General features: G+C 41.0%; 22 protein-coding genes. 7 read left to right on the top strand and 15 right to left on the bottom strand.

What is annotated here, in order from left to right:
- Positions 1–51: 51 nt before the first annotated feature.
- The 8 genes from RM553_RS03095 to RM553_RS03060 form a co-directional block, all read right to left on the bottom strand.
- Positions 52–1,488 (bottom strand): cytochrome b N-terminal domain-containing protein, encoded by a 1,437-nt coding sequence (locus tag RM553_RS03095; protein ID WP_311533518.1) that lies wholly within the window; start codon positions 1,486–1,488, stop codon positions 52–54.
- Positions 1,485–2,009 carry a QcrA and Rieske domain-containing protein gene (locus RM553_RS03090; RefSeq protein WP_311533517.1) on the bottom strand — a complete coding sequence of 175 codons (525 nt, stop codon included), beginning with the start codon at positions 2,007–2,009 and terminating at the stop codon, positions 1,485–1,487. Before RM553_RS03090 ends, RM553_RS03095 begins: the two co-directional genes overlap by 4 nt.
- Positions 1,999–2,208 carry a hypothetical protein gene (locus RM553_RS03085; protein WP_311533516.1) on the bottom strand — a complete coding sequence of 70 codons (210 nt, stop codon included), beginning with the start codon at positions 2,206–2,208 and terminating at the stop codon, positions 1,999–2,001. The genes RM553_RS03090 and RM553_RS03085 overlap by 11 nt, the downstream gene beginning before the upstream one ends.
- 36 nt (positions 2,209–2,244) lie before the next feature.
- Positions 2,245–3,096, bottom strand: a complete 852-nt coding sequence (locus RM553_RS03080) for a cytochrome c oxidase assembly protein (RefSeq protein WP_311533515.1) — start codon at positions 3,094–3,096, stop codon at positions 2,245–2,247.
- On the bottom strand, positions 3,093–3,644 hold the full coding sequence (locus tag RM553_RS03075; RefSeq protein ID WP_311533514.1) for a cytochrome c oxidase subunit 3: 552 nt from the start codon (positions 3,642–3,644) through the stop codon (positions 3,093–3,095). The genes RM553_RS03080 and RM553_RS03075 overlap by 4 nt, the downstream gene beginning before the upstream one ends.
- On the bottom strand, positions 3,644–5,299 hold the full coding sequence (gene ctaD, locus RM553_RS03070) for a cytochrome c oxidase subunit I (protein WP_311533513.1): 1,656 nt from the start codon (positions 5,297–5,299) through the stop codon (positions 3,644–3,646). Before ctaD ends, RM553_RS03075 begins: the two co-directional genes overlap by 1 nt.
- Positions 5,296–6,216 (bottom strand): cytochrome c oxidase subunit II, encoded by a 921-nt coding sequence (gene coxB, locus RM553_RS03065; RefSeq protein WP_311533512.1) that lies wholly within the window; start codon positions 6,214–6,216, stop codon positions 5,296–5,298. The genes ctaD and coxB overlap by 4 nt, the downstream gene beginning before the upstream one ends.
- 234 nt (positions 6,217–6,450) lie before the next feature.
- A complete protein-coding gene (locus tag RM553_RS03060; RefSeq protein WP_311533511.1) occupies positions 6,451–6,822 on the bottom strand; it encodes a sensory rhodopsin transducer in 372 nt (123 codons plus the stop codon).
- Positions 6,823–7,134: 312 nt separating this feature from the next.
- Between RM553_RS03060 and RM553_RS03055 the strand changes: the two genes are divergently transcribed.
- The 5 genes from RM553_RS03055 to RM553_RS03035 all read left to right on the top strand — a co-directional run bounded on the left by RM553_RS03055 (position 7,135) and on the right by RM553_RS03035 (position 15,311).
- A complete protein-coding gene (locus RM553_RS03055) occupies positions 7,135–8,922 on the top strand; it encodes a thiamine pyrophosphate-requiring protein (RefSeq protein WP_311533510.1) in 1,788 nt (595 codons plus the stop codon).
- 9 nt (positions 8,923–8,931) lie between these two features.
- Positions 8,932–10,041 (top strand): enolase C-terminal domain-like protein, encoded by a 1,110-nt coding sequence (locus RM553_RS03050; RefSeq protein WP_311533509.1) that lies wholly within the window; start codon positions 8,932–8,934, stop codon positions 10,039–10,041.
- 11 nt (positions 10,042–10,052) lie between these two features.
- Positions 10,053–12,950, top strand: a complete 2,898-nt coding sequence (locus tag RM553_RS03045) for an FAD-binding and (Fe-S)-binding domain-containing protein (RefSeq protein ID WP_311533508.1) — start codon at positions 10,053–10,055, stop codon at positions 12,948–12,950.
- A gap of 23 nt (positions 12,951–12,973) precedes the next feature.
- Positions 12,974–13,972 (top strand): SDR family oxidoreductase, encoded by a 999-nt coding sequence (locus tag RM553_RS03040; RefSeq protein WP_311533507.1) that lies wholly within the window; start codon positions 12,974–12,976, stop codon positions 13,970–13,972.
- A 97-nt stretch (positions 13,973–14,069) separates the two neighbouring features.
- Entirely contained in the window at positions 14,070–15,311 is a 1,242-nt protein-coding gene (locus tag RM553_RS03035; RefSeq protein WP_311533506.1) for a cation:proton antiporter domain-containing protein, read from the top strand.
- A gap of 27 nt (positions 15,312–15,338) precedes the next feature.
- Here the strand turns inward: RM553_RS03035 and RM553_RS03030 are convergent, their stop codons facing one another.
- Both RM553_RS03030 and RM553_RS03025 read right to left on the bottom strand, forming a co-directional pair.
- Complete coding sequence (locus RM553_RS03030; RefSeq protein WP_311533505.1) at positions 15,339–16,661, bottom strand: DEAD/DEAH box helicase; 1,323 nt, start codon at positions 16,659–16,661, stop codon at positions 15,339–15,341.
- 110 nt (positions 16,662–16,771) lie between these two features.
- Positions 16,772–17,221: a cold-shock protein gene (locus tag RM553_RS03025; RefSeq protein WP_311533504.1), complete on the bottom strand. Its 450-nt coding sequence runs from the start codon at positions 17,219–17,221 to the stop codon at positions 16,772–16,774.
- Positions 17,222–17,522: 301 nt separating this feature from the next.
- Here RM553_RS03025 and RM553_RS03020 point away from each other — a divergent pair, with 301 nt between their 5' ends.
- Positions 17,523–18,536, top strand: coding sequence for a zinc-binding alcohol dehydrogenase family protein (locus RM553_RS03020; protein WP_311533503.1), 1,014 nt, complete (start codon positions 17,523–17,525; stop codon positions 18,534–18,536).
- 119 nt (positions 18,537–18,655) lie between these two features.
- Here RM553_RS03020 and RM553_RS03015 read toward each other — a convergent pair whose 3' ends face one another.
- The 5 genes from RM553_RS03015 to RM553_RS02995 form a co-directional block, all read right to left on the bottom strand.
- The gene (locus RM553_RS03015; RefSeq protein WP_311533502.1) at positions 18,656–19,783 is read right to left on the bottom strand and encodes an alkene reductase; all 1,128 of its coding nucleotides are present in this window, start codon (positions 19,781–19,783) and stop codon (positions 18,656–18,658) included.
- Positions 19,784–19,995: 212 nt separating this feature from the next.
- Positions 19,996–20,568 (bottom strand): Crp/Fnr family transcriptional regulator, encoded by a 573-nt coding sequence (locus RM553_RS03010; RefSeq protein ID WP_311533501.1) that lies wholly within the window; start codon positions 20,566–20,568, stop codon positions 19,996–19,998.
- A 72-nt stretch (positions 20,569–20,640) separates the two neighbouring features.
- Positions 20,641–21,099: a universal stress protein gene (locus tag RM553_RS03005; RefSeq protein WP_311533500.1), complete on the bottom strand. Its 459-nt coding sequence runs from the start codon at positions 21,097–21,099 to the stop codon at positions 20,641–20,643.
- A 54-nt stretch (positions 21,100–21,153) separates the two neighbouring features.
- Positions 21,154–22,194 (bottom strand): helix-turn-helix domain-containing protein, encoded by a 1,041-nt coding sequence (locus RM553_RS03000; RefSeq protein ID WP_311533499.1) that lies wholly within the window; start codon positions 22,192–22,194, stop codon positions 21,154–21,156.
- A gap of 247 nt (positions 22,195–22,441) precedes the next feature.
- A complete protein-coding gene (locus RM553_RS02995) occupies positions 22,442–23,491 on the bottom strand; it encodes a hypothetical protein (RefSeq protein WP_311533498.1) in 1,050 nt (349 codons plus the stop codon).
- A 231-nt stretch (positions 23,492–23,722) separates the two neighbouring features.
- Here RM553_RS02995 and RM553_RS02990 point away from each other — a divergent pair, with 231 nt between their 5' ends.
- Positions 23,723–24,220, top strand: a complete 498-nt coding sequence (locus RM553_RS02990; RefSeq protein WP_311533497.1) for a ferritin-like domain-containing protein — start codon at positions 23,723–23,725, stop codon at positions 24,218–24,220.
- Positions 24,221–24,229: the final 9 nt, after the last annotated feature.

Here is a 24,229-nt window from a genome sequence, read left to right as displayed (position 1 = left end):
AAATTGGCATTTCTTAACCTGTTATTAATTCATTGGAAGAAGAATTTCCTATTATTCTTTGTTCCTAGTTTCTCTTTTTTCTTCATTGACTTTCTTTTCGCTAAGCAAAAAAGCCACTAATGCTTTTATTTCGCTGCTGGAAAGAGAACCACCATAAGCAGGCATATCTGCACTTCCATTAGAAATTTGTAAAATCAACTGCTGTTCATCCAGACGGTTTTCTACTTTAGTAAGTGCCGGCCCGTTACTGCCTCCCTTCTTCCCTATTTTATGGCAATAAATACACTTCATTTCATAGAATAGATGTTTGCCTCTTTCCGCCATGGGTTCTTCCTGAGGAACACTTACATATTCCCCCAGCGGAGCTGCTTTAAAATCGGGAACCCAATTAGCCCACAATCCTGCGTATGTAAGGGAACCTACAGTTACTATAGTTATTGCAACGCCAACAATTGCCCAGGGCCTTCTTAATGGACTTCTTTCTCCTCCACGGCTAAGAAAAGGAACAGAAAAAAGCAGAATAATTCCCAATAACGGACCAAAAAACAGGAAATACGGTTCCAGGAAACGGTTCATAGTCGCAAAAATGGCATAGATCCATTTAAAATACCAGTCTGGAGTTGGTTCTGTTTCCAGGATTGTTGGATCTGCCGGTTTGGTAAGTTCGGGTGCGCCCACCAACCACCCAAGTAGTATCAGGACGATCAAAACTCCCAAAGAAAATACCACATCCCTCCAGATAACATCAGGAAAAAACGGAACCCCTTTCTTTTTCAGCATTTTCTGGTACCAACTTCTGTACTTTTTTGGATTTATCAGTCTTCCGGCTTTTGGAGGTTCAGAAATTCCATTTCGCAGCACCAGGAATAAATGATATCCCACTATGGTAAAAAGAAGTGCCGGAAAAAGAAAAACATGCATGGCAAAGTACCTGTTTAAAGTATCGCCTCCAAGTGTGGCGCCCCCGATAAAAAAGTGAGCAATGGCATCTCCAACAAAGGGAATCCTGCCGGTTTGCTCAGCTACCAAAATACCTGTCCATATCGCATTACTATCCCATCGCAACAACTGGCCGGTCATGGCCATAGTAAGGGTAATCCCGAGCAGGAATATTCCGCTTATCCAGCTCATTTCCCTGGGGTATTTATAAGCAGCGGTAAGGTACACTCTAATCATATGTGCGCCCAGCAGGACAACCATTCCTGATGCTCCCCAGTTATGCAGCCCCCGAATAAAACTACCCATAAAAGCCTGGTTTTCTATATACTGCATAGACTGGTAAGCAGCGTTAACAGAAGGCTGATACAAAAAAGCAAGTGCGATGCCCGTTAAAACCTGCACAATCAGACAAAATAAAGTGGCACTGCCCCACACGTAATTCCAACCGGTGCCCGGCGGAACAAGATGTTCTTTCAGGGGTTTCAGCATTTCAGAGAAGCCCCCTCTGTCATTCAACCATTTGCCAATTTTGCGTAGTTTCTTCTTCACACATCAATATTTGTAACCGGTATTGCTTCGGTTTCCAATTCTACATTTCCATTTCTCACTCTTAAAGGATAGGCGTATAATCCACGGTTTGGTGGCCCGGCTGCTCTGGTTCCATCACGGTAGAAAGCACCGCCATGGCAGGGGCAAAAGAACATTTGCGGGGATTCTTCCCATCTTACCGGGCAGCCAAGGTGGGAGCAATTCACGCTAAACGCAATTAACTGGTCTTCTTCATCTCTTCTTATATACGCCGCCGATTCATCAATTTTGCCACTCCAGTCGTACCTGGAAGCATTCCTGAAAGTCACTTTCTTGGTTTCGCCAATGCTAAAATCGCTAATATCCCCAATTTTTCGCCATACCGTCCTGCGGTTTCCTATTACCGGTTCCAACAGGTTGTTAAGCAAAGGCAGCGATAAAAAGCCGCCAATAACAGCCACAATTCCGCCAATGAGCTTTGACAGAAAACTTTTGCGGCCCATTTTGTTTTCTTTGGAATTCTCCCCGCAATTACAACTCATCTTTTTCCGGTTTTTTTTCTTTATAAAGATCTGTTATCCAGCCTCCCAATGAAACTATAAAAATTACAGCACCTATAGCCGAGACCACAATATTGCTAAGAAAGCCCCAGAATATGAGCATGGTGCCAAAGGCCAGCAGGAATGGCCAATATGTAGGTTCAGGCAAATTTTCGGGTTTGGCTTTGTATCTCTCTTCCATTTTATAATAATTTTTGGCTAAGCTTTTTGTTCAATTTCACTCATTTTTTAGATCTGAATTTGCTTCCGCAGCAACTAATTCCTCTGCGCCCTGCCCTTCTCCCTGCAGCCAGTTGAGCGCGATATGCACTGAAGTTGCCACGTATAGTACGCAACCTGGCACCCACATAATCATGCCTGCCAGCTCCTGGTCTGATTGTAAATTCAGTGATAAGGGGCTACGTAAGGTGGTGAGCATTGGAGCCGCGTATGCATGGCCTGCAGAGGAAGCTGAAAATGCCACCCATAATCCTAAAATAGAACAACTTACACATGCGGCAAATAAGTAGAATACTGCTCCCAAAGGTTTAAGCCTTAAGTTTTTGTCTTTTGAATAAACCGGAATCAGAAATATGATGCCCGCCAGAAGCAGAAATACCGGAAGCACAGCATCCGGAATTTCTTGCACCCAGCTGCCAGGCGCGGCTTTAATTCCGCAGATACTAAGCCCTGATTCCGCAGAAATTTTAGCGGCACTTAAAAAATGCGCCGCCCACATCCCAAGGCTGCCGGTTAGCCAGGTTAAAAGCACAAACCTGTTTTTATTTTCAGGTTTTAACCACTGCTTCTTCAGTAAAGCTGAAGGTAATGCTGCCCAGATTAAGATTGGAATAACCATAAGAATAATTACATGTTGTAGCATAGCAACACTGTGTAATCCAAATTGCAACAGGTTAGCCACGGGAGATGCCGTCATAATGAACAGCAGTAAAAAGGCAGCCGTAAAAGAGGTTAACTTATTTCCTTTCGGTTTAAACCAGATAAGGTAACTTCCGAAGAAAATAAGCAATGCCACCGACCAGGAAAATGACCAGTTTTGAGATAGCAAAAAGTAATCTTTCCAACTCATAACAGTGGTGTTATATAAACATAGGTGTAAACGCAAAGCCAAATGATATCTACAAAATGCCAGTAGGCTTCAACACTGGCAATACCGGCTACAGTGAGTACTTTAAATTTACCAAATGAAAACCCGAATAACAAGCTTATGGCAATAAGGCCCATAATTACGTGTAGCCCGTGAAAACCGGTAAGAGTGAAAAAGCTGCTTCCAAAAACATTTTTACTTATGGTAACCTGCTTATGGTAAAGTTCTATGTACTCCATCATTTGCCCTCCCAGAAAAACCGCAGCAAGAATTATAGTGCCACCCATATATAATTTGGCCATTTTCCAACGGCCTTTCAGCAAATTTCTTTTGCTCATAATTAGGGTAAAACTGCTCAGCACCAGGCCTGCCGTTAAGATAGTAGCCCTTTTTACATTTAAAAAATGTGCGACCATATCTGTAGCTCCCGTAAAATTACGATAGTAAACATAGGCAATGATAAGGGCTATAAAGAAAAACGCCTCAGAGCCAATTAGAAAAAACATTAAAAGTCTTCCTCTGTCTTTCATCAATTCAGTCTTTTATCTTTATTGTGCGGGTTCTTTAAATCCCAAAGCGGCCTACGGCTGTGTACTGGCGGTAATTTGTCAAAATTCTTTTGGCCGGGAGGAGATTGTGTTGCCCATTCCAGGGTCCAGGCATCCCAGGGATCTCCTTTGGCTGCAGGTTGTTTTTTTAAAGTTCTGTAGATATTCCATAAAAAAACCGCCACTCCTCCAAACATGAGCATTGCGCCGGCGCTGGAAATTATATTTAAGATAGTCCAGTAGGGTAAGTCAAAATAGGTATAAACCCGGCGGGGCATTCCTAAAATTCCTAAAAGATGCTGAACCAAAAAGGTCATATTAAACCCGGTAACAAAGGTCCATAAATGCCATTTCCCAATCTTTTCTGAAAGTTGCCGCCCGCTCATTTTTGGGAACCAGTAATAAATCCCGGCGAAAGCGGCAAATACCGTCCCCCCAAGAAATACATAATGAAGGTGGGCCACTACATAGTAAGTATCTGTTAGTTGCCAGTCTACCGGGACAATGGCGAAAGAAACCCCGCTAAGCCCCCCAATGGTAAAATTGATAAGGAACATTAGCGCAAATAACATTGACGTGGTAAACCTGATGGAACCTTTATACATGGTCCCCACCCAATTAATAACTTTAACTCCAGTAGGCACTGCAATTAAAAAACTTGCCGCCCCAAAGAAGCCGTTTACAATATTTGTATATCCCACCGCGAACATGTGGTGCATCCAAACCCCAAATGATAAGAGGGCGATGGCAATGGAAGAAACCGCCACAAAAGCATAGCCGAAAATAGGTTTTCTTGAATAAACCGGAATAACTTCAGAAATAATTCCGAAAGCCGGTAAAATAAGAATGTAAACTTCAGGATGGCCGAAAGACCAGAAAAAGTGCTGCCATAAAGTAGCCGATCCTCCTGCAGAAGGAAGAAAAAACAGCGCGTCCAGCTGCCTGTCAATCAAAAGCATTGCCAGTCCCGCATTCAATAATGGCAGTGCCCCAAGAATAAGAAAAGCGTTTATAAAGCTCATCCAGACAAACAGGGGCAGCATGGTCATTTTCATTCCTTTCACTCTCATGGTGAGTACGGTAACGGCAAAGTTTGCAGCAGTGGAGATACTTCCAATTCCGGTAAGCATTAATCCCACGGTATAATAATCTATCCCCACATCGGGCGAATACGGAGTTTCACTTAAAGGCGCGTAATTAAACCATCCGGCATTTGGAGCACCGCCCGCAAAAAAGCTGAAGTATAGTAGAAGTCCGCCAAAGAAGGTGATCCAAAAGCTAAAGGCATTCATTCTTGGAAAAGCCATATCATTAGCGCCAATCATCAGCGGGATAAAATAAACACCTAAGCCCAGCAGAACAGGCATAAGTGCGAGAAAAATCATAGTAGTGCCGTGCATGGTAAAGATCTGGCTGTAAACTTCAGGGGAAATAATATAATTTTCCGGTAGCGCCAGCTGTGCTCTTATAAACATGGCTTCCACCCCTCCAATAATAAAGAATAACAGCGCCATTAAAATGTACATTATCCCTATTTGCTTGTGATCTACCGAAGAAATCCAGGAAAGCCTTCCGCGGTCAGATTTTGGCGATGGCAGTTTTGCTTTAGATTCAGGTATGTCTATATATAAACTCATTTCAGGTTTTCTAGATAATGCGTGAGGGCAGCTATTTGGTCTTCATCTAAAAGCATGTCCGGCATTTTTGCGCTGGACTTTACTTTACCGGGATCTCTTAACCATGCTTTCAGATTTATTTCGGTATTCAATTTTATATTGCTTAAAAAGTATTTACGACTGCCAAAATTGGCCAAATTCGGGCCTACGGCAGGAATAGATGCTGTTGGAGAAATCGCATGACAACTGGTGCAGGCTTTTGAAGAAAAAAGCTGTTCGCCTTTTTTAAACAATTCCTCATCCAGTCTTTGCTTTGGCTCGAGTTGTCTTCTTTTCCACCTTTCAAAATCCTCCGGCGAATGTGCAATGAGCCTTATTCTCATCCATCCATGTTGTGCCCCGCAAAATTCACTGCAGGAGCCCCAGTAAATTCCTTCTTTTTCTACTTTTACGCTGAGGTAATTATCAACTCCCGGGACCAGGTCCATTTTTCTGCCAATTGCCGGAACCCACCAGCTGTGAATAACATCATCAGAATTGAACTGAATAATTAATTCTTTCCCGGTGGGAACATGAATTTCATTGGCGGTAATTAATCCATCTTCTGAATATTCGGCTTCCCACCACCACTGGTGGCCAGTGATAAGAATATCGGGATGCGGGTCTTCTGGAATGTCCTGAATTTTATTCATCCCGTTTATAGTAAGCACAAAAAAGAGTGTTACCAGGGAAAGAGCCACGGCTATCAAAGAAAATTCCAGTTTTTTATTATCGTGTATTTGTTCCGGCTCCTGCTCATCGTCTTTTCTTTTACGGTATTTCCAGGAATAATATGCTGTGAAGAAAGCTACAAGCCCCAATATAATACTGGCTGCTATAAGAAAATAAATAAATAATTCTTTTATAGTACCAAGTTGGTTGAATTGAATGTCTTCCAAAATTAAAACAGCTTAAAATTCTGAAGGAAAAATCTATTTATAAATAGATTTTTACCCTCTTTAATCTTCAGTGTTAACAATAAAATTACAAGAAATTATTTCCTGTTTCTACTCCTATTCCTATAAATTTGGAACAACCTGTTATCATTTTTAATCATATTCTGCAGCAGCAGCAGAAAACATGGGGGTACAGACGAATTACAAAAATCCACAAATTCAACTATTATTTTTTGCTTATTCTGAATATGCCATAGTAGACAATAAAGCATTTTCTGCCTGCCGGGAATCCAGCCGGCTATGTTGTACCACAACAGGAACAGAAGATTCTATAACAGAAGAATAATCTGTGCCTTTTGGTATTTCTTCAGGATCTTTAAGCTGATTAAAGCGCAAATGCAAAGTTCTTTTTGCTCCCACTTCCACCTTATACGGGCCTGCCGGTTCGCGGTCCGAAAAAAATATGGTAATTTTTATTTCAGCTTTTTCCTCTCCGGTATTTAAAATACATGCGGTTTCATGACTCGTGAATTCCGGTTCTTTTCCATTCCCGTACTTTGGGATATAACCTTCAGCAATCACCCATTTTCTTTTCCCCAAATGTTCCATGCAGCTCTGTTTTTTATTCCCTTGTTAATGCAAACCTAAATTAGAGATTAGAATTTACTTTAAATATTAAGGTTCTGCAAAAAATATATTTTTAGATGTGAAAGTTTCTTAAACGCCTGTGACAGCCTCTGCAGAATACCTAACTTTAAGTAGCATTTTAAAAGTACTATTCTAGCCGATCGGTGCTCCTGCATACTTTTAAGTGCAATTTCCCCTACTGCTGCTGCTGCTCCTCATTACAGGATTTAGTAAGACGGCAGCTCAAAACTGAATGAATTTTGAAATAATTATCTAATCGTAAATCAAATAAGTATGAGCGCAACAGTAAGTGATTTTATTCTTCAACGTTTAAATGACTGGGGGGTTAAGCGCATCTATGGTTATCCCGGAGATGGAATAAACGCCTTAACCGCTGCAGTCCGCAGGGCAGAAGATGATGGGAAAGTAGAATTTATCCAGACAAGGCATGAAGAGATGGCGGCATTCATGGCCGGGGGCCATGCAAAGTTCACAGGAGAAGTAGGAATTTGTATGGCTACTTCAGGTCCCGGGGCCGTGCATTTATTAAACGGTTTGTATGATGCAAAGATGGATCATCAGCCGGTGGTAGCCTTTGTAGGGCAACAGGCACGAATGGCACTAGGTGGTGATTATCAGCAGGAAATTGACCTGATGTCCCTTTTTAAAGATGTGGCAGGAGAATATGTACACATGGCCACTGTACCCGAACAGGTAAGACATTTGATAGACAGGGCTTTAAGAATAGCTATTTCTGAAAAGACGGTCACCTGCGTGATCCTGCCCAATGACCTCCAGGAATTGGATGCCCCCTCTGCCCCACCCCGTAAACATGGTTCGGTACATTCCGGCATTGGAATTACCATCCCGAGTGTAGTACCTCACAGGAAAGATCTGGAACGTGCAGCAGAAGTTTTAAATGAAGGAAAAAAGGTTGCAATGCTCATAGGATCGGGTGCCAGAAATGCCGCAGATGAGGTTACTGAAGTTGCCAACCTTTTAGGTGCCGGAGTAGCAAAAGCTTTACTGGGAAAAGATGTTTTACCAGATGATCTTCCTTTTGTTACCGGTTCCATAGGTTTACTAGGTACAAATCCAAGTTATACATTAATGGATGAATGTGACACCTTATTAATGATAGGAACAGATTTTCCTTATTCTGAATTTCTTCCAAAAGAAGGCCAGGCAAAAGCTGTGCAAATAGATATTGAAGGAAAAAGGCTGGGTACCCGCTACCCTACCGATGTAAATCTTGTAGGCGACAGTAAAGATACTTTGGCCGAATTAATCCCGATGCTTAAAAGAAAAGAAGACCGTGACTGGAGGGAAAAAATCGAAAAATCCATTAAAGACTGGTGGGAGATCCTTGAAGAAAGAGCGATGAAAGATGCCGATCCTATCAATCCGCAACGTGTTTTCTGGGAGCTGAGTAAGAAATTACCTGATGATTGTATCCTGACTTCAGACTCCGGGTCTTCTGCCAACTGGTATGCCAGGGATATCAAAATAAGGAAAGGAATGCGAGGCTCACTTTCAGGGAAATTAGCTACCATGTGTCCCGGGGTACCTTACGCCATTGCTGCAAAATTTGCACATCCCGAAAAGCATGTTATTGCGCTTGTAGGTGATGGGGCCATGCAGATGCTTGGCAATAATGGTCTTATTACTATTTCGAAATACTGGGATCGCTGGAACAACGGTAAACTAATGATCCTTGTTCTTAATAACCGGGATCTTAACCAGGTTACCTGGGAGCAACGGGTAATGACCGGAAACCCCAAATATGAAGGTTCTCAAAAAGTACCCGATTTTCCTTATGCTGAATATGCCAGTATGCTGGGATTAAAAGGTATAAAAGTAGACAAGCCTGAAGATATTGAACACACTTTAGATGAAGCTTTAAGTTCAAACAGGCCTGTTATTTATGAAGCATATACAGATCCCGAAGTGCCGCCAATGCCACCTCATGTGAAGCCCGGGCAGGCAAAAGCGTTTGTTTCAGCTTTGCTGAAGGGAGATCCGGAATCTATAGATATGATCAAGCAATCCTGGAAAGATGTAATTGCGGAATATACTCATTAGTCAGGACCATTGAATTTTGACAAATCAAATAATGCCTGGAAAATAACTGCTGCTGCTGCTCATGCTTACTGTGTTCCTACAGAAGAACCTGAAGCTGACGGCACATTGCAATGGGACAATACTATCATGGTTTTGGTACATCTTAAATCTGAAAGTCAGGAAGGCATCGGCTATACTTATGCGGATGCAGTTACCGCACAATTTATTGCGCAGCATCTTTTCCCTTTAATAAAAGATGAAAATCTTTTTGACATAAACAGGTTATGGGGAAAGATGCAGCGTAAAGTGCGTAATCTTGGCCTGCCCGGGATTGCTTCCATGGCAATTTCAGCAGTAGATAATGCTTTATGGGATCTAAAGTCCAAAACTTTAGGCCTTCCGCTATGCAAACTGTTTGGGCAACAACATGAAACCATGCAATCCTATGCCAGCGGCGGATTTACCACCTACGGGCCGGCAGAACTTTCAGCTAAATTCCAACAGTGGAAAGAGGAAGGCCATAAAATGTTTAAAATGAAGATTGGCCGCAGCAAAAAGGAAGATATTCAACGACTTAGAGCAGCAAGAAAAACCATTGGAGAAGGACAACTTTTTGTAGATGCCAATGGCGCATACTTTCCAAAGGAGGCCATAGAAATGGCAAATATCCTTAATGATTTTGAAGTGAAATGGTTTGAAGAACCAGTTACTTCAGACGATCCTGAGGGAATGCGCTTTGTGAAAGAAAATATCCCGGCAGCAATCAGGGTGGCTTCAGGAGAATATGGCTATACGCCGGGCTATTTTAAAAATATGCTGGAACATTCTGCAGTAGATGTTTTACAGGCCGATGCCACTCGATGTGGAGGAATCACCGGGCTTTTAAAAGCCGGAGAAATATGCGGAGCATTTCATCTTCCAATTTCAGCCCACTGCGCCCCTTCTCTTCACCTGCATCCTTCCCTTTCTATACAACCAATGCAACATGTGGAATATTTCAGGGATCATGTACGGATAGAAAAAATGTTCTTTGATGGATATGCTGAAGCCAGGGAAGGCAAACTAAAGCCAGATCTGTCCAGAAATGGATTAGGACTTGACTTTAAGTTTAAAGATGCACAGAAGTACAAAATCACGTAAAAAGAAATAGAATGCAAAATATAGAGCAATACGGGGAACTAGGGGAAAAATTAAAGGAAGCCATAAAAGGGGAAGTAAATTTTGAAGAAGATTACCGGGCGTTATACGCCACAGATGCTTCCAATTACCGGCAGGTTCCTGTAGGAGTGGTTTATCCAAAAGATAAAGAAGATATTATTAATACGGTAAATCTATGCCGGGAGTACGATTTGCACCTGCTTACCCGCGGCGGTGGGACAAGCCTGGCCGGAGAATGTTGTAACTCGGGACTGGTAATGGATTTTAGCAGACACTATAATAAGATACTGGAGATTGATCACGAAAAGAAAACTGCAAGGGTGCAAACGGGTCTCGTGCTTGACGATCTTAACCGGCAATTGGCTAAATATGACCTTATTTTTGGACCCGATCCCGCTACTCATGACCATTGTACCCTTGGCGGAATGATGGGAAATAATTCCTGCGGAATACATTCTGTTATGGCCCAGGTGGAAGATGGCGGGGTAAGAACCTCAGATTTTGTACAGTCTATGGAAGTGCTCACCTATGACGGAAGTGTTTTTGAAGCCGGGGAAACTTCAGAAGAAGAACTGGGAAAAATTATTTCAGAAGATGATCCTAAAGGAAAAATTTACAAAGGCCTTAAAAAAATAAGAGATGACTATCAGCAGGAAATAAGGGATGGCATTCCTGAAATTCCCAGGAGGGTTTCCGGTTATAATCTTGATGAACTCCTTCCGGAAAGAAATTTTAACGTTGCCAGGTCTTTGGTGGGAACCGAATCTACCTGTGCCGTTTTCCTTGAAGCTACGGTACGGGTAATCACCCTTCCAAAAGCCAGATCACTATTAATTTTAGGTTATGATTCAGCCTATGAAGCCGGGGATCATGTAATTGAAATTATGAAGCATAAGCCAATCGGCCTGGAAGGCATGGATAAGAAATTGATCACTTATATGCACAAAAAGCATCTTCATGAAGAGGTGCTGAATTTGTTGCCCAAAGGAGATGGATGGTTGCTTGTGGAATTTGGCGGTGATAACAAGGAAGAAACAGACGGGAAAGCAAGAAAGCTTATGGACCAGCTGAAGGGCACTTCCAATGCTCCCGATATGAAGCTTTATGATGACAAAAAGGAAGAGCAGAGAGTTTGGGAAATAAGGGAAGCAGGTTTAGGGGCTACCGCATTTGTCGAGGGCTTACCAGATATGTGGCCCGGTTGGGAAGATTCTGCTGTACCACCGGCAAAAGTCGGGGATTATCTTCGCGCCCTTAGGAAACTATTTCAAAAATATGGCTATAATCCATCAATGTACGGCCATTTTGGGCAGGGATGTATCCACTGCCGTGTTGATTTTGACCTGAAAACAAAAGAGGGAATAGAAAAATATAAAAGTTTTACCGATGAAGCTGCGGACCTTGTAGTAAGTATGGGCGGTTCCCTTTCCGGTGAACATGGAGACGGGCAGGCTCGTGGACCGTTGCTGCATAAGATGTACGGGGAAAAGTTGATGGAGGCTTTTCACAAATTCAAGGAAACCTGGGATCCTGACTGGAAGATGAACCCAGGCAAAGTAATAGATCCCATGAAGAGAGATCAAAACCTGCGTTTAGGCACAGATTTTAATCCGAAAGATCCAGAAAAAACTTATTTTAAGTATCCTGAAGATAAAGGCAGTTTTCACCGCGCCACTATGCGTTGCGTGGGTGTGGGAAAATGCAGGAAAACAGAATCTGGCACCATGTGCCCCAGTTATATGGTTACCCGGGATGAAAAGCATGTAACCCGTGGCCGTGCCCACCTGCTTTTTGAAATGATGCGCGGAAAGGAACTGGAAGGAGGATTTAAAAATGAAAAGGTAAAAGAATCCCTGGATCTTTGCCTTGCCTGCAAGGGCTGCCTGGACGAATGCCCGGTGAGTGTGGACATGGCTACTTACAAAGCTGAATTCCTTGCCCATTATTATAAAGATAAAGTACGGCCAAGATCTGCTTATGCCTTTGGCTACATAGATAAATGGGCTGAAAAAGCTTCAAAAATGAGTGGTGTAGCCAATTTTGTAAGCCATCAGGATACATTTTCCAAGATCATGAAATCCATGGGAGATATTGCACCCCAGCGGGAAATTCCAAAATTTGCCGATAAACCTTTTACAAAAATCCACCGGTATTCTGAAGATAAACACGACCTTGAAAAAGCTGTTGTATTATGGCCGGATACGTTTAACAACTATTTTTTTCCGGAAGTTTTGCAGGCTGGAGAAAAGATCTTGAAAAGTGCAGGGTTCAGGGTAATAGTTCCCAAAAGGAAATTTTGCTGCGGCCGCCCGCTTTACGATTTCGGGATGTTAGATGAGGCCCGTTCTTATTTGAGGAATATTCTGGATAATCTTAACCATCTCATTCAGGATGGAGTTCCGTTTGTTGGTTTGGAAGCCAGTTGTATAGCGGTTTTCAGGAATGAATTAGGAAATCTTTTTCCGAATGACAATAATGCGCTTCGGCTTAAAAAGAATTTTAAAACCCTGCCTGAATTTATCCTGGAGCATGAAGATAATTTTCATTTTAAGAAGCTTGGGGAAACCGCGCTTATGCAGAAGCACTGCCATCATAATGCTGTAATGGGTTATGATGCCGATCTGGAAGTGCTTAAAAAAGCAGGCGTGGAGGTAAATGTCCCCGACTCGGGATGTTGCGGGCTTGCAGGTAGTTTTGGATTTGAAAAAGGAGAAAAATATAAAATTTCAATGAAAGCCGGGGAAAGAGTGATTTTTCCGGCAGTTCGAAAAATGGATGAAGATTTATTAATTACCGATGGCTTTAGCTGCCGGGAACAAATAAATCATGGTACCGGTAAAATGCCGGAACACCCGGCGCTAATTTTAGCCAGGGCCATAGAAGAAAGATAAACAATTCAAAAACCAGAAAAACAATGATGAAATCAAAAACAGTCGTTATAACAGGTGCTTCTGCAGGAGTTGGAAGGGCCACAGCCAGGGAATTCGCAAAAGAAGGTGCTAAAATACTCCTCGTAGCACGGGGCAGGGACGGCCTCGAAGGAGCAAAACGAGAGGTGGAAGAAGAGGGCGGCCAGGCCTGGACCTACATTGCCGATGTTGCCAATGCCGAACAACTGGAACAGGCTGCAGATTATGCCGAAGAAAACATAGGCCCTATTGATGTTTGGATAAACAACGCGATGGTGAGCGTTTTTAGTAAAGTTATTGACATGACTCCTGAAGAATATAAAAGGGTGACAGAGGTAACTTATCTTGGACAGGTGTACGGAACCCTGGCAGCCTTAAAAAGAATGAAAGACAGGAACTGCGGCAGGATTATCATGGTCGGTTCCGCCTTGTCTTACAGGGGAATCCCACTTCAGTCCGCCTACTGCGGTTCGAAGCATGCCATTCAGGGGTTTTTTGAATCTCTTAGGTCAGAATTGCTTCATGACGGGATTAACGTTAGCCTTTCCATAGTTCACCTTCCTGCAATGAACACTACCCAGTTTGGCTGGGTTAAAACCCGCTTTAATAAAAAGCCCAAGCCTATGGGCAAAATTTTTCAGCCTGAAGTGGCGGCAAGGGCGATTGTTGAAGTTGCCGAATCTGGGGAAAGGCTTCGTATGGTTGGCTATTCCACCTTAAAAACAGTTTTGGGAAATAAAGTACTTCCTGCTTATCTCGATCATTATATGGCTGAAAATGGGATTAGCGGGCAATTAACCCCACATGATGAAGATCCAGACAGGCAGGATAACCTATGGGAGCCAGTACCCGGTGATCAGGGAACTTATGGAGGCTTTAGTGACCAAGCCCAGGATTACAGTATCTATGATAAATTGTATGAACATAGAAAAACCCTGGGGCTTATTGCAGGAACATTTATAGGAGCGACATTGTTTTCTTCAATTATGGGGAAAAATGATTAAAATAAAATAAAAAGATTACAAGTAATAACATTTTCAATTGCTGGCTTTGTGCCTGGCGATTGGAAATGTTTTTATTTTCAGTAAAAAGAGCGCATTTATGGATTTAATGTTATCAGTATTTTTTGTTAGCCTGTTAATCCTGGCGTCAGGAGGATTGTTTAAATGGATGGAAGATGTTTTTCTCACCGGTCCGCTTCTCGCTATGCTCCTTGGAATTTTATTGGGGCCAATGGTATTGGATATTATTCAGTTTAAAGATGAACTCCACGCGGAAGGAACAATGAAGATTGCCTGTGAATTCACCATCGCTATGGCTTTAATGGCCACTGCCTTAAGAATACCTGATAATTTTTTCAGAAAACATCTCTGGAGCCAGTCCGTAATTATTTGCCTGGGAATGGTATTTATGTGCCTGTTGAGCACCACAATATTTTATGTGTTGCTGGATGGTTTTAGCTTTACGCAATGCCTGCTCTTTGGCGCAATAATCACCCCAACAGATCCTGTAATTGCAGCAACACTTATTACCGGGGAAAAAGCTAAAAAATATTTGCCTTCCATGGTTAGAAGAACACTATCTTTTGAGGCGGGTGCCAATGATGGGCTGGCTTATCCCATTGTACTGTTCTCAATATTCCTGGTGAACAATGGATGGAATAATTTTCCCACCGCTAAATTTTTACAGGATACCATTCTATATGAAACAATCTTGTGCTCGGTTATCGCGTATATAACCGGACGAGTAGCCGGATTTTTAATGCATAAGGCCCATGAGCATAATATTATGAATCGAAAGTCTGTACTTCCTTTCAGCCTTGCCCTTGCCTTTATGCTGCTCTCAGGACTTGATGCTTTAAGTATGAACGGGATAATCGGGGTTTTTGTAGGAGGACTGGGTTACGCACGTTACCTGAATAAACAGGAAGATTTACAGGAAGAACGCGTACAGGAATCTATGGAACGAATTTTTACCATTCCGGTATTCTTCTTTTTAGGAATTGCACTGCCATGGCAGGAATGGCTGAATTTAGGCTGGACGGCGGTGCTTATTTGTGTTGGAATCCTCTTATTCAGAAGAATTCCCGCTTTACTGTTACTTATGCCGATCATCCCAAAATTCAGAAAAAAATTAAACGAAGTCCTGGTAATGGGATGGTTTGGGCCCATAGGAGTTGCGGCGCTATACTACGCCTTACATGCCAAAGAGAACACAAGTGTTGAAGAAGTCTGGATTATTCCCACGCTAATGGTTTTTGCATCTACCATTATTCATGGAGTGACCAGCCTGCCGTTTGAAAGATTGTCTTACAGGCTAAGAAAATCTGATAAAGAGAATTAAAGCTTAGATAAGGAACAAATTGCAAAATTATAGCATTTTTATTCTCACCTTTTTCTTTTTAAGCCGGGTATTGTTTAGTGTGGACACAAGATTTGCCGCTTTTGAAGAAGGGACTGAAACAAAAGCACAATCCTGCTTAAGTTCAATAAGGCCCAGCTCATCTTTTGCGAGCTTACCCTGCTTTAGGAAAAGCCCGGCAATATCCCCTTTGGAGATTTTATCTTTTCTTCCTCCGGAAATAAATAAGGTTGCGCGGTAATCTTTTTTCTGATGCTGATCAATTTGATTATCCTCAATAGTTTTCACAACACCATCGGGTACAATATATTCCGGCAGTATTTCCTTTTCATGCTGAAGAACGTATGCCACACCTTCCTTATGCATACGTGCCGTGCGGCCGTTTCTGTGTATAAATTCTTCTTTCCTGTGGGGAAGCTGGTAATGTACAATAAAACCAATTTCAGGCACATCAATTCCCCTTGCAGCCAGATCTGTAGCCAGCAAAATCCTGTAGGTGCCATTTCTGAATTTTATAAGTGATCGCTCCCGCTCCTTTTGCTCCATTCCCCCGCTAAAACAACCATGATTAATGGCGTTCTTCTGAAGAAAATCGCTCACTTCGGCAATACTGTCTTTAAAATTGCAAAATATGATCCCGGATTTGCTTCCGGTAGTTTTCAGGAGTTTTACCAGGCTTAGAAGTTTGTCCCGGGAAGGAGAAACAACAATTTCTGTCTTCAGGCCAGGATTTGCCTCTGATAAATAATTAATAATATCAGGCTTTCCCAGGCCGGCAAAAGCAGGAATTTCCATGTTTTGTGTAGCTGAAGTAAGGATCCTCTTTTTCAGGTTTGGAAGTGCCGTGATAATTTCTTTCATTTCTTCTTCAAATCCAACTTCCAGGGATTTATCAAATTCATCTAAAATGAGTGTATGGATATTTTCTGTGGTAAAGCTACCTCTTCGTAAATGATCGGCAAGCCTGCCGGGGGTTCCAATCAGCACCGCAGGAGCATGTTGTAATTCATGTTTATCTTTTGAAAATGCCCTGCCGCCATACACGGCATTTGCTTTTAAACCAGAACCCATTTCCCTAAGCACCTGTTCTATCTGAATGGCAAGTTCCCTGGAAGGCACCAGGATAATTGCCTGTACTTCTTCTAAAACTGGCTCCAGCGCTTCTACAAGTGGTAAAAGGAAAGCAAGGGTTTTTCCTGTTCCAGTGGGGGAAAGAAGCAGGATATTTTCTTTTTCTTTTATTGAATTTAAAGCTTCCTCCTGCATGGGATTAAGCTTTTCTATTCCTAACTTTTGCAGGATTTGCTCCTGAGTTCTAACCGATTTTTGCATGCTCCAAAAGTACATCAATTTAAATGGCTGGAATCAATTATGTAAATTTGAAGGCATAAAAAAAGCTCCCGGGAAACGGAAGCTTTTAAATATTATAAAAATAAAGCTGATTAAATTTTCTTCACCCGAACGGCATTCATCCCTTTAAGGCCTTTTTCCAGCTCGTAAGTTACCTTGTCATTTTCATCAATTTCGTCAATAAGGCCGCTTACGTGCACAAAATGTTTTTCCTGGGTGGAATTATCTATAATAAATCCAAAACCTTTAGAATGATCAAAGAAAGAAACCTTACCCTCTTTTGGCGCATGTTTATCTTCTTCATCACGCTCCTCTTTTTTAGGCACCCCTATTTCAATTTCAGAAGCATCTATCTCTACCTTATCTGCCGGATCTGGCGGGGTATCGGTAAGATTACCATTTTTATCAACATAGGCTATCTCAAAAGAACTTCCTTTGGAGCTTGATTTGCGTTCTTCTTTCTTCTTTCGCTTTTCTTCCCTCTTCTTGGCTTTTTGTTTTTCTTTTTCAATTTTATTAAATGTCTGTTGAGATTTTGCCATTAGTCTGTTTAAATTATTTTTTTATTTAGGTCCATTAATGTAATAAATTAATTTTTAAAAATAAAGTCCGGCGTGCGATCTTTAAATTTGAAAAGGAAATTATTACCATCAGGAATAATGCAAATATAAGATTTAATTCTATTAAAACATCTGCAGGAAAATACAAATATCCATTTGTAGCTGGTGCCACTATTGGTTTATCCTTTACGGCAAAAATAGTTAAAACAGAAGTTAACTTTCCTCATCTTCATTCTTAAGTGAATGCTCTTTTGTAAATTCCGAAGAATAAAAAACCAAAAAAATGAAAGCTGTAGGATTTAAGAAAAGTTTACCTATTGAAGAAGAAAATAGTTTTATAGAATTTGAAACTGATAAGCCAACTCCAGGCGAAAATGATCTCCTGGTAAAGATCGAAGCAGTATCGGTAAATCCGGTGGATTATAAAGTAAGACAAAGTGCCGCCAAAGAAAAGGAACTTGAAAGCCCGAAAATTATTGGATGGGATGCTGCCGGTGTGGTTGAAGCCGTTGGAGAAAAAGTAAAAAACTTTAGAAAAGGAGATGAGGTTTTTTACGCCGGAGTTATTAACCGCCCTGGTTGCAATGCGGAATACCAGGTTGTGGATGAGCGAAGTGTGGGCCATAAACCTCAAAATTTATCCTGGGAAGAGGCGGCTGCCATGCCCCTCACCTCTCTTACCGCATGGGAATGTATTTTTGAAAGACTAAAAATTGCTGAAAATAGTGGGATGGGTAAAACCATACTGGTAATAGGTGGTGCCGGTGGTGTAGGCTCCATAGGAATTCAGTTGCTGAAAAAGCTTACCCAAATGAAGGTTATTGCCACTGCTTCCCGTGAAGAAACTGAAAAATGGTCTCGTGAAAAAGGAGCCGATGTGGTGGTGAACCATAAAAATTTGCTGAAAGAAATGAAAAAGGCGGGTTTTGATGAGGTTGATTATATCCTTAATTTCTCTAATACCGAACTACACTGGGAGGCAATGGCTGAACTCATTAAACCACAGGGACATATTTGTTCTATAGTGGAAACAAGTGAGCCTGTAGATTTAAATAAGCTGAAGAACAAAAGTGTGGCGTTTCACTGGGAACTAATGTTTACGCGTCCCACGCTAAAGACAGATGACATGCATGAACAACATGAAATTTTGGAAAGGCTGTCCAGCCTGTTGGAAGAAGGCGTTCTGGAATCTACTATAAATGATACTTTTCAGGGGTTAAGTGCAGAAACTTTTAAGAAAGTACACAAGCTCCAGGAGTCCGGGAAATCAATAGGAAAGAATGTGATAAAGTTTTAGAAAGAAAAAGGTGCTTCCTGAAATTATTTTATACTACAGACCCGGTTTTACATGGGATGGGCCAAGAGTAAAATTAATCTCAGGAATGCACCTCTTCTATTGCAATGTACAGAAAATTCTTATGAATTTACTTCTTCTTTATTTAAGGCTTTGGCCTCATAATCAAGATATCCCTTTTTACCAGGTGTGTAGAAGGTATCTTCATCCCACTGGGTTAAAGGAACATTTTTTTGAAAGCGCTCCACAAGATCTGGATTGGAAATGTAGGGTTTTCCAAAAGCCACAAGATCGGCATTTCCTTCCTCTATAACATTATTCCCTTTTTCCTGGTCAAAATTGCCATTTATAATAATAGTCCCTTCGTAAATTGGGCGGTACCTTTTTGCAATTTCGGTTTCAGCAAAAGGAATATCAGAAACGTCATTAAAGGGTTCTGATAAATGCAGGTAAGCCAAATCGTATTTGTTTAGCTTCTCAATTATATAATCGAAAGTCGGGATAGTTTCTTCGTCCATTGTCATTCCAAAGATGCCATTAAGAGAAGGATTTAACCGCAACCCTATCCTGTTTTCGGGCATAACTTCTTTCACGGCGTCTAAAACCTCAAATAGGAATCGTGCCCGGTTTTCTATAGATCCTCCATACTCATCTGTTCGATGATTGGAAGTGGCATTAAAAAACTGGTGGAAAAGGTAACCGTTGGAAGAGTGTATTTCTACTCCGTCAAATCCTGCTGTCATGGCATTTTTAGCCGCATTTTTAAAATCCTGTACGGTTCTTTTAATATCCTCAACGGTCATTTCTTTTGGGGTAACGGTGTCTTTAAAACCATCAGGAGTAAAAGATTTTGCTTCAGGATTAATAGCTGAAGGGGCTAAAGGCAAATTCCCGTTATGAAAATCTGGATGGGACATCCTGCCAACATGCCAAAGCTGAATAAAAATTTTACCATTGGCGGCATGTACTTTTTCAGTTACTTTTTTCCAGCCTTCCATCTGGGCATCGCTGTAAATCCCAGGGGTGTTTACATAACCCACGGCTTCTTTAGACACCTGCGATCCTTCGGTAATAATTAAACCTGCACTGGCTCTTTGCGCATAGTATTCGTCCTGTAAACCTTCAGTGGGTTTGTTTTCAGGATTATCTGCACGGCTTCTCGTCATAGGAGCCATTACAACCCTGTTGGCAAGCTCCAGGTTATTCATAAGATATTTCTGCAAAAGGGGCTGTTTGGTCACAGTCTTCATAGTTTTTCTTTTTTAATTCAAAAATTAATTAAACCGAAACCGACTTCAAAAGTAATTTTCATAGCAATTTTTTCCCCAGAGAAGCCGGTTTTGTACAGTATTAAAATTGAAAATATTTAATCCTGATAGTTTAATTTGTCAGCACAAATTTAAGTAGTAAAGCTGCCTCTTTGCTTGATGTATGTTATGCTGTGCTGTTAAAAATTGTTAAGTCAGGAGATTTCCTTTCTAATTCTGCTAAGACTTTCCGCTTTGATGCCCAGGTAATTAGCGATGATGTAATTTGGAACCCGTTTCTCTATTTGAGGATAATTATCGCAGAAATCCAGGTAGCGTTGTTTCCCGGTTTTCTGAAGAGCAGACAGCACACGGTTTCTTAAGGCTACGAAAGCTTTGGTTGTTTTTATGCGGAAGAAACGTTCAAACTTTGGAATGCGTTCATAAAGTAATTCCAGGGTTTCCTTTTGAATGCCAAGCAACAGGCAATCTTCAATTGCTTCAACGTATAATTCTGCTTTTTTGTCGCTAAAGAAAGCTTCAAAATCACTTATCCACCAGTCTTCTACCGCTAACTGGATAATGTGTTTATTGCCGGCTTCATCCTGGTAGTAGGATTGTAAGCATCCTTTTACCACGTAGTATTCTGTATCTACCTTCTGTCCAGGCCTTGTTAGAAATTGTTTCTTGTTTATTGTTTTTTCAGATAAAACGCTAAGGAATTCTTCTTCCTCGTTTTTAGATAAAGTGATGTGTTCTGACAGGTGCTTTAGGATTTCAGGATACATATAGACAAATGAGAAGAAATAATCTTTATGAAGAATAAAGATATAAAAATTGTACCTGAAAATTTTCTTTTTCTAATCCTTCTTAACCGGTACCATATAAACAGGAATTTTGGTACGCTCCAGTACCTTGGAAGCCACGGTGCCCACGAGTAGTTTTTCTAATGCCGAATGGCTGTGGGTTCCCATTACGATTAAACCTGCATTCCATTCTTCGGCATAGGAAAGAATTCCTGTTGCGGTATCTCCTTCAGTAATGTGGTAGGTAACGACATCATCATTAAGATGCTTTACGGCAGATTTCATAAAATCTTCAGCGAAGGTCCTCATTTCGGAAGCCAGGTTCATTTCGGTGGCGATATTGTAGCCGTTGTATCCCATAAAGCTGGGATATTCCATGCCGTAATATCCCACATCTGTTACGGCGTGTAATAAACACACGCTGGCACCAAGAGTTTTGGCGAGTTCATGACCTTTTCGGGCCACTTCTTCTGCTACCGGATGATAATCTAAAGCGATAAGAACCTTTTTCATTTCTGAAATTTATTTCCTGAAGTTATAAAAATTCGGAGAAATAAAAGAGCAATTTCAGCTATTTACCTTATCCCGATAATTGCCCCTATTCTCCTGGCGAAATTTAGAGGGGGAAATACTATACTTTTCTTTAAAAATTTTGGAGAAATAACTTTTGTTGATTAGCCCTATCCTATCCACGATTTCGGCCAGGCTATAATCTGTGTTTAATAATAAGCCCTGAGCCATATCAAGCCGAGTCTTTTTTACAAACCCGTTAACGGTTTGGGCATATAATTCCCTAAACCCTTGCTGAAGTTTATTGGCATTCAAACCAACTTCCTTGGAAATTTCATCAACATTGTGAAAATTTGTGATGTCAAGTTGTATGATTTCTGCGGCTTTCTCTACCTGCGCCACTTCATACTGCCTTAAAAGTGAGCGGCTGCCTTCATCTTTTAAATCGTCCTGGTACTGCATAATCTGGAGGAAAATTATCTCGTAAACTTTACCTTCAATAAACATTTTCGTGAGAAAATCTTCACTCCGTAGGTTATCTATCTCTTTAAAAATATCGTAAATCTTCAGGCTGTACCTACCTTCATAATAGAACACATTTTCAGCCCTTACATCGGTAAACAGTTCCTGGATTTCCTGTTCCATATTTTTTATTTCACAACGGGTCCTGGAAAGAAATTGTTCACGCTGGATTTCCACGCTTTTCAAATGGTTTTTTATTCCTCCTTTAAATTTTAGAATATGCCCGTTTTGCCGTTCACTGGCCACTATCACATTTTCAAACTTGTTTATCTCATGAACTGAAATTTCGTTACTAAAGAAATGGTCTACAGAGCCTTCAAGAGAATATATAAACTTTACCGGATGTACATCGCTTTTCACAAACCGTATTTCAAAATCCTCTTTAAACGTGCAATCATAACTAATGATCCCAAGACCGTTTTCAAAATTTATACCGGTAATTCTCCCTTCTCCAAGGCTTTCAGGAATGTTTATATAATATAGTTCGCAATTTTGCTCGTATGGAATGTGTAATTCACCTGCTATATCCTTAATCACCTCATCCAGAGGTAGTGAGTTGATTTTTATACTATTCATTAAAATGGAAAATTTTAATATTAAATTAATAAAATTCCATCACTGTTTGAAGTAAAAATAAATTCTTTAACAATAGTTTAGGCATCTACTGAAAAAAATGAATTATTATATTATGATCAATTATAATTCCTTCTGTTTTTTCATTGATATAATTCTCTGGAACGACTGAAATTGAAAAAGAAAGAAGAAGCAATTCATAAAAAAAGCCGCAAATTTGCGACTCTTTCTAAAATATTGAATTAGCGAATTACCTGCGATCCCGGTAATTTCTTTCCCGTGCGTGTTCATCTTCCTTTATATGATGTTCTTCAGTCACCGTATGCTCCGGCGATCCCAGGCTACCTCCAAAGAAGCCTGCCAATGCTCCCAGGAGCAACACCCCAAAGGCAATAATGCTGAAAGTTCCAACAGCATCAGAGATTTTATCACTTAACTCCACGGCTTTTTCTTTTGCGTTAGCATAAAATTGTTCGGCATCGTCAATGGCTGCCTGTATACGCTCATCCCAGTTTTCTATCATCCGGTCGATATCAGCTTCACTCAGGTTTGTATTTTGAGTGAGATAATTCTTTAATTCCTCTTTTTGAATATACTGCTGATCACCCTGAAGGTTAATCTGCAAATCTCCATTTTCATCAATATCAAACTGGAGGTCGTTAAAAAACTCTTCAATATCCATAGACTTTATCAATCCTTTTGCCTGTGCGCCTGTCTGCTCAATAGCTTCCCTGGTTTCTCCCGATGCATCATCAGGCAACACATCATATTGCTCTGCGGTATTTACTACCTGCAACACCTCGCGCTTGATCTTATCCATAGTAAGGTTGGCCTGGTCCTGTGACTGCTGTTGGGCTTTATCTACCTGTACCGTTACCTGTTTGGAACTGTCTCCTCCAAAAAGGCCGGATACCATATTGCCCATACCATTCATAATAGAACCTACTGTAGACGTAAGGAAATAAAAGGTGACCAAGGCATAGAGCGCCCACGCAAGAAAACCGTGAATCCCGCCATCTGCCGCAGAAGGGAAACCAGACATTCTTCCTGCAACCATACCTCCAACAAAGAGTGCTGCAAGATTAGATAACCCCCACCAGATAATAGTTCCTGTTCCCAATCCTGCCAGGGGATCAGACTCCGTCATGGGATCTATGGAAGTTAATCCTATTCCCAATCCTAAAAGATTTAGTAGAAATGCCACTGCGAGGGCGGTAAGTGCTCCCGCAAAAATAGCCCCCCAGGAACTTCTTTTAACCTTTTCCTGAAAGGTTTCTGTGTTTGTGTAAGTTGTTGCCATAAAATTAATTTTAGTTGGTTTTCCTTTAATTTACCAACTGCAGGAATAATTTTAGTCTTTCAGTGTTCATTTAACATCGCATATCGCGTTATTTAACAGCATCTTAGCTATTATCTGCAGCTTTACGAAGCCTAGAATAGAAAAAAACAAAAATTTGTCACAATTAGCATTTGTGGAAAATAATGTTGAGGATTAGATGTATATTTCAGGCTATTTCTAAGTATAAGATAAATGACAGAAAATAATAAAAGCCACTTTATTGGTGAAAAGCTTCAGGATCTACTGGAAAGAAATTTTGATGCGCAGGAGGGATTTAAACAGGCTATGGAAGATACCCATAACCACCATTTAAAGCGTTTCTTTTTTGCAAAGGCTGTACAAAGAGGAGAATTTATAGCAGAACTTGAGCAGCGGATTAAAAACCTAAAGGAGGAATCTAAAAAAGAAGGCACTATAGCCGGAACGGTCCATCGGGCATGGATTGGTTTTAAAACAGCGTTTGCCGGAAAAAATGACGAGGAAGTACTTGAAGAATGTATAAGGGGTGAAAAAACAATTTTGGAAGAATATGAAGACGGGTTTAAATATGTAAATTTTCCTCCCGCCGTTGGTGAGATTTTACGTTACCAAATGCGTGAAATACAGAAAACTCTGGATGAGATTAAATCTTTAGAAGACCTGCAGGAGAGAAAATGGGATGCAGACAAAGATTTTGCCTCCAAAGTATAGCATCTTTTT

Source organism: Autumnicola tepida, from assembly GCF_031846485.1.
Classification (GTDB): Bacteria; Bacteroidota; Bacteroidia; order Flavobacteriales; family Flavobacteriaceae; genus Autumnicola; species Autumnicola tepida.
The sequence above is the reverse complement of the archived record's forward strand: the minus strand, read 5'-3'. Positions and strand labels throughout refer to the sequence as shown.